7 protein-coding genes are annotated in these 5,847 nt (G+C 73.9%); 5 read left to right on the top strand and 2 right to left on the bottom strand.

The genetic code is table 11. The annotated features are described in order from the left end of the window. Window positions 1-73: 73 nt before the first annotated feature. Window positions 74-1,357 carry a CNNM domain-containing protein gene (locus FK498_RS16820; RefSeq protein ID WP_141856586.1) on the bottom strand — a complete coding sequence of 428 codons (1,284 nt, stop codon included), beginning with the start codon at window positions 1,355-1,357 and terminating at the stop codon, window positions 74-76. 204 nt (window positions 1,358-1,561) lie between these two features. Here FK498_RS16820 and aroQ point away from each other — a divergent pair, with 204 nt between their 5' ends. The 5 genes from aroQ to FK498_RS16795 are packed head-to-tail and all read left to right on the top strand — an operon-like array spanning window position 1,562 to window position 5,197. Further along, on the top strand, window positions 1,562-2,056 hold the full coding sequence (gene aroQ / locus FK498_RS16815; RefSeq protein WP_141856584.1) for a type II 3-dehydroquinate dehydratase: 495 nt from the start codon (window positions 1,562-1,564) through the stop codon (window positions 2,054-2,056). Continuing rightward, window positions 2,053-2,502 carry an acetyl-CoA carboxylase biotin carboxyl carrier protein gene (gene accB / locus FK498_RS16810; protein ID WP_141856582.1) on the top strand — a complete coding sequence of 150 codons (450 nt, stop codon included), beginning with the start codon at window positions 2,053-2,055 and terminating at the stop codon, window positions 2,500-2,502. Before aroQ ends, accB begins: the two co-directional genes overlap by 4 nt. A gap of 10 nt (window positions 2,503-2,512) precedes the next feature. Further along, window positions 2,513-3,871, top strand: a complete 1,359-nt coding sequence (gene accC, locus FK498_RS16805; protein ID WP_141856579.1) for an acetyl-CoA carboxylase biotin carboxylase subunit — start codon at window positions 2,513-2,515, stop codon at window positions 3,869-3,871. Further along, on the top strand, window positions 3,868-4,539 hold the full coding sequence (gene aat / locus FK498_RS16800; RefSeq protein WP_141856577.1) for a leucyl/phenylalanyl-tRNA--protein transferase: 672 nt from the start codon (window positions 3,868-3,870) through the stop codon (window positions 4,537-4,539). Before accC ends, aat begins: the two co-directional genes overlap by 4 nt. Before the next feature lie 55 nt (window positions 4,540-4,594). Continuing rightward, window positions 4,595-5,197 (top strand): DUF4412 domain-containing protein, encoded by a 603-nt coding sequence (locus FK498_RS16795; protein ID WP_141856575.1) that lies wholly within the window; start codon window positions 4,595-4,597, stop codon window positions 5,195-5,197. Window positions 5,198-5,203: 6 nt separating this feature from the next. On the opposite strand, the gene FK498_RS19455 is transcribed toward FK498_RS16795, so the two are convergent. Continuing rightward, a partial coding sequence (locus tag FK498_RS19455) for a hypothetical protein (protein WP_161988462.1) occupies window positions 5,204-5,847 on the bottom strand: 644 nt, incomplete at its 5' end.

The raw sequence follows: 5,847 nt of genomic DNA, 5'->3' as shown, positions 1-5,847 counted from the left end.
ACCACCCCCCCACTCCGCCCGCCCGCGCGGCCTCCTGCCGGATGGCATCGCGTGCCGGCGGCGCGCGTGCGGCTCAGCGCTGCGGCGGCGGGCCGGGTGGGGCGACGATGCGCACCCGCGCGATGCGCCGGCCGCGCAGGTCGGACGCCTCGAGCCGGTAGCCCGCCACCTCCACCGCCTCGCCCCGCTTCGGCATCCCCCGCGCCGCCGCCATCAGGAGCCCCGCCACCGTCATCGCCTCGTCCTCCGGCAGCGCCCAGTCGAGCTCGCGGTTGAGGTCGCGCACGCGCGTCTCGCCCGGCACCTCGACCTCGCCCGTGCCGCGCAGCGCATCCGCCAGGATCGGCTCGCCCGCCTCGGTGATCTCGCCCACCACCACCTCGATCACGTCGTGCAGCGTGATCAGCCCCTCGATCTGGCCGTACTCGTCCACCACCACGGCGAGATGCCGGCGCGACCGGCGGAACGCCTGGAGCTGGTCGAGCAGCGGCCGCGTCTCGGGCACCAGGGGCGCGGGCTCGATCAGCCGGGCGAGATCGAGCCCGGACGGATCGCCCCTGGCCGCGGCCAGCGCCCGCAGGGCGGCGCGCGTCTCGATCACGCCGACCAGGTCGCGCCCGCCGTCGCGCCAGCACGGCAGCCAGGCGTGCCGCGTGCCGAGCAGCCGCGCGGCGATCCCCTCCGCCGGCGCGTCGGCGTCCAGCGCCTCGATGCGGCTGCGGTGCGTCATCACGTCGGCGACCGTCAGGTCGTCGAGCGCGAGCACGCCGCGCAGCATGCGCCGTTCCTCCACCGCCGCCTCGGCCTCCGCGCCGCCCTCGCCATGCAGCGCGATCGCGCCCATCAGCTCCTCCTCGGTCTGCGCCCGCTCCTCGCCCACGCGCACGCCGAGCGGGGCGAGGAGCGCGCGCACCAGCGCCGTGACGCCGACCGCCGCCGGCCCGAGGAGACGGTCGGCCAGCGCCAGCAGCGGGGTGGCGGCGAGCGCGGTGCGGTCCGGATGCTGGATGGCGCAGGTCTTGGGCAGCACCTCGCTCAGCACCACCAGCACCGCGGTCATCACCAGCGAGGCGTAGAGCACGCCCTCCTCGCCGAACCAGGCGATCAGCAGCCCGGCGGCGAGCGCGGTCGCGGTGGTGTTCACCAGGTTGTTGCCGACCAGCAGGGCGGCGATCAGGTGGTCCTTGCGCTCGCGCAAGGCGGCGAGCCGGCCGGCGCGGAGGTCGCCCGCGCGGGCGCGGCGGGTGATGAAGGCGCGGGAGGCGCCGGTGAAGGCGGTCTCCGCGCCCGAGAAGAGGGCGGAGAGGACCAGGAGCACGGCGATCGCCGCGAGGGTCGCGAGTTCCGAGGCGGTCATGGCCGGTCCGGCTTAGAGCAGATCGCATGCGGCTGGAATCGGCCGCATGCGTGAAGATGCTCGCAAGAACGGGGTGGAGCGGTTTCCACCCGTGTGGAAACCGCTCCGGCGCAGCGGAGCGGCGGGGGCAAGCGCGGCGCGTTGCCCCGGCGCGCGCGCGCGTGCTAAGGCGCCCCACCCGCGCAACCCCAGGAACACCGAACCGTGGCCGCCCCCCTGGTCGCCGTCTACAACGGCCCCAACCTGAACCTGCTCGGCACGCGCCAGCCCGAGCTCTACGGCCGCACCACCCTGGCCGAGGTGGAGGCGCTCTGCCGCGCCCGCGCCGCCCTGCACGGGCTGGAGGTGGAGTTCCGCCAGTCCAACCACGAGGGCGCGCTGATCGACTGGGTGCAGTCCTGCCGCAACCGCGCCGCCGGCATCGTGATCAACCCGGGCGGCCTCAGCCACACCTCGGTCGCGCTGCTCGATGCGCTGCTCGCGACCGACCTGCCGGTGATCGAGGTGCACGTGACCAACATCCACCGCCGCGAGCCGTTCCGGCAGGCGAGCGTCACCGGCAAGGCGGCGACCGGGATCATCGCCGGGCTCGGGCCGACCGGCTACGCGCTCGCGATCGAGGCGATGGCGGGGCTGCTCGGGCTGATCGGCACCGCCCAGCCGGCACCGCGGCGGCGCGGCGAGGGGGGGGATGCATGAGCCGGATCGCGATCGACGAGGAGGCGATCCGCCGCCTTGCGGGCCTCCTGGAGGAGACCGGACTCGCCGAGATCGAGATCGCCGAGGGCGAGAGCCGCATCCGGGTGGCGCGCGCGCAGGCGGCGACCGTGCTCGCCGCTCCCGCCCAGCCGGCGCCCGCCCGCGCCGCGGCCGAGCCCGCCCGCCCCGAGCCCGTCGCGGATGCCTCCCATCCCGGGGCGGTGACCTCGCCGATGGTCGGCGTCGCCTATCTTGCCCCCGAACCCGGCGCCCCGCCCTTCGTCAAGGTCGGCGACACGGTGGCGCAGGGCCAGACGCTCCTGCTGATCGAGGCGATGAAGACCTTCAACCAGATCAAGGCGCCGAAGCCCGGCACCGTCACCCGCATCCTGGTCGAGAGCGGCGCGCCGGTGGAGTACGGCGAGGTGCTGATGCTGATCGAGTAGCCGCGCGGCGATGTTCCAGAAGGTGCTGATCGCGAACCGCGGCGAGATCGCGCTGCGCGTGCATCGCGCCTGCCAGGAGATGGGCATCCGCACGGTCGCGGTGCACTCGACGGCGGATGCGACGGCGATGCATGTCCGCCTCGCCGACGAGAGCGTGTGCATCGGCCCGCCGCCCGCGCGCGAGAGCTACCTGAACATCCCCGCGATCCTCTCGGCCGCCGCGATCACCGGCGCGGACGCGATCCATCCGGGCTACGGCTTCCTCTCCGAGAACGCCGAGTTCGCCTCCATCGTCGAACAGCACGGCATCGTGTTCATCGGCCCCTCGCCCGACCACATCCGCATGATGGGCGACAAGATCGAGGCGAAGCGCACCATGGCGCGGCTCGGCGTGCCGCTGGTGCCGGGGTCGGACGGGCCGGTGGCGAGCGTCGAGGAGGCCGAGGCGGTGGCGCGTCGGATCGGCCCGCCCGTGCTCATCAAGGCGGCCGCCGGCGGCGGCGGGCGGGGGATGAAGGTCGCGCGCGGCCTCGAGGAGGTGGCGGACGCCTTCCGCATCGCGCGGACCGAGGCGAAGGCCGCATTCGGCAACGATGCCGTCTATCTCGAGAAGTATCTCGACCGGCCGCGCCACATCGAGCTGCAGGTGCTGGCGGACGCGCACGGCACCGTGGTGCATTTCGGCGAACGCGACTGCTCGCTGCAGCGGCGCCACCAGAAGCTGGTCGAGGAGGCGGGCAGTCCCGCGCTCGATGCCGCCGCGCGCGACCGGCTGGGCGCGGTCGTCACCGCGGCCCTGCGCGAGATCGGCTACCGCAACGCCGGCACGCTCGAGTTCCTCTACCAGGACGGGCAGTTCGCCTTCATCGAGATGAACACCCGGCTGCAGGTGGAGCATCCGGTCACCGAGATGGTCTGCGGCGTCGATCTGGTGCGCGAGCAGATCCGCATCGCCGCCGGCATGCCGCTCGGCTACGGCCAGGACGAGATCCGCTTCCACGGCCACGCGATCGAGTGCCGGATCACCGCCGAGGATCCGGACAGCTTCCTGCCCACGCCGGGGCGCGTGACCACCTACCATGCCCCGGGCGGCCTCGGCGTGCGCGTCGATTCGGCCCTCTATGCCGGCTACACCGTGCCACCCTATTATGACAGCCTGGTCGCCAAGCTGGTGGTGCACGGGGCGGACCGGGCGATGGCGCTGATGCGGCTCCGCCGCGCGCTGGAGGAATTTGTGATCGACGGCATCGCGACCACGCTGCCGCTGCACCGCCGGATCGTCGCCGATCCGGAATTCGCCGCCGGCGACTACACGATCCACTGGCTCGAACGGTTCGTCGCGCGCGGGACGGGGGCGGCCGGGCCATGACGCGGCACGGGGCGGGCCTGACCGAGATCACGCCCGACCTCGTGCTGCGCGCCTACCGCGCCGGGCTGTTCCCGATGGCGGAGCGGCGCGACGGGGACCGGCTCTACTGGCTCGACCCGGAGCTGCGCGGCGTGCAGCCGCTCGATGCCTTCCACCTGCCGCGCCGGCTCGCGCGCACCGTGCTCGCGGAGGTCTTCGAGGTGCGCTGCGACGCCGCCTTCGCCGAGGTGATGGCGGGCTGCGCCGCGCCCACGCCCGACCGGCCCGAGACCTGGATCAACCCCGAGATCGAGCGGCTGTTCGGCGCGCTGCACGCGATGGGCTACGCGCACTCGGTGGAGTGCTGGCGGCAGGGACGGCTGGTCGGCGGCCTCTACGGCGTGGCGCTCGGCGGCGCGTTCTTCGGCGAGAGCATGTTCTCGACCCAGCGTGACGCCTCCAAGGTCGCGCTCGTGCACCTGGTCGCGCGGCTCAGGCTGGGCGGGTTCCGTCTGCTGGACACGCAGTTCGTCACCGACCACCTCGCTCGTTTCGGTGCGATCGAGATCCCGCGCGCCGAGTATCGCCGGCGGCTCCTGGCCGCGCTCGAGACGCCGGCGCGGTTCATCGCCGATCCCGATCCGGCGGCGCTGCGCGCCGAGATCCTGGCGCTCCGCGCGCGCGGTTGACGGGGGGCGCGCCGGCGCGCCAGGGTGACGCATCCCGTCCGGCATGGAGACGACGATGCGCCTCGCCGCTGCGTTGACCGTCCTCGCCCTCGCCGCGCCCGCGGCGGCGCAGGAGCCCCCGCGCATCCCGACGCGCGACTATGCCGCGACCTACGCCATGACCGGCTTCCGCGCGGAGGCGCCGAAGACGATGCGGATCTCCTTCAGCGCGGCGACGAGGCGCCAGCGCATCGACATGGCGGAGGCGGGACGGGACATGTCGATGATCATGGAGCTCGGCGGCCAGCGCATGTGGATGCTCGAGCACGCCAGCCGCAGGGCGATGGAGCTGGCGCCGGGCGCCGGACCGGGCGGGGAGATGCCGGCCGGCTCCCTCGAGCCCGATGCCAGGCTCACGCGCATCGGCACGGATCGCGTCGCCGGCCACGCCTGCACCGTCTATCGCGTCGTCCGCCAGGACCAGCCGCCGGGCACCGCCTGCGTCACGGGCGACGGCATCATGCTGCGCGGCGAGTTCGAGGGGGGCGGCCGGCGCGGCAGGATGGAGGCGACAGAGCTGAGCCTCGCCGCCCAGCCGCGCGAGCGCTTCGAGGTGCCGGCGGACTACCGGACCATGCAGATGCCGGCGATGCCGGGCCAGCCGCCCGGCCGCAGGTAGGGATCGTCAGCCGAGGCCGCGCGCCTGCGCCGCCTTGAGGATCACGCCCGCGCCCGACTGTTTCGACACCGCCTCGGGATCGAACACCCCGTCGGCGACGAACTTGCCCTTCACGTAGAGGGTCGAGAAGCTCCAGAGATAGGGCGAGGGAATGCCGCGGCGGCGATAGCCGAAGCCGTTGAAGCGCTCGAAGTGGAAGAGCTGGCGCGGGATCGACCAGTCGGTCTCCTCGGTCAGGCGCTTGAGCTGCAGGGCATCGACGGCGCTGACCAGCCAGGGGAAGGGCGGGTCGCCCGCGCGCGGATGGCCCGCCGGCACGCGCACCGTGCGCGCGCCCAGCGGATCGCCGTTGTGCAGGTGGCGCTGGAAGCTGAAGCCGCACTCCATGCCGTGCAGGATGCCGGTGAAGAGCCACGGCACGCCGGTCTGCTGCTCGACCGCCCGGTAGGCGTCCTGGTGCCGTTCGAGCTCGCGGACGTAGTAGTCGATGTTGGCCTGGCGTTCCGGCCGCACCGTGCAGGCCGCGAACAGCCGCGCGTACTCGTCCTTCAGCGCGGCGAAGTCGGTCGCGGTCGAGAGCTTCGGCTGATCCGCGCCGGGGGCCGCGCGCGTCCCGGCCGCGGGCGGCGGCGCGGCGCCGTCCTCGGGCG

Source organism: Elioraea sp. Yellowstone (assembly GCF_006704265.1).
In the GTDB taxonomy this organism is placed as follows: Bacteria; Pseudomonadota; Alphaproteobacteria; order Acetobacterales; family Acetobacteraceae; genus Elioraea.
This window is presented reverse-complemented; position numbering and strand designations above follow the sequence as displayed.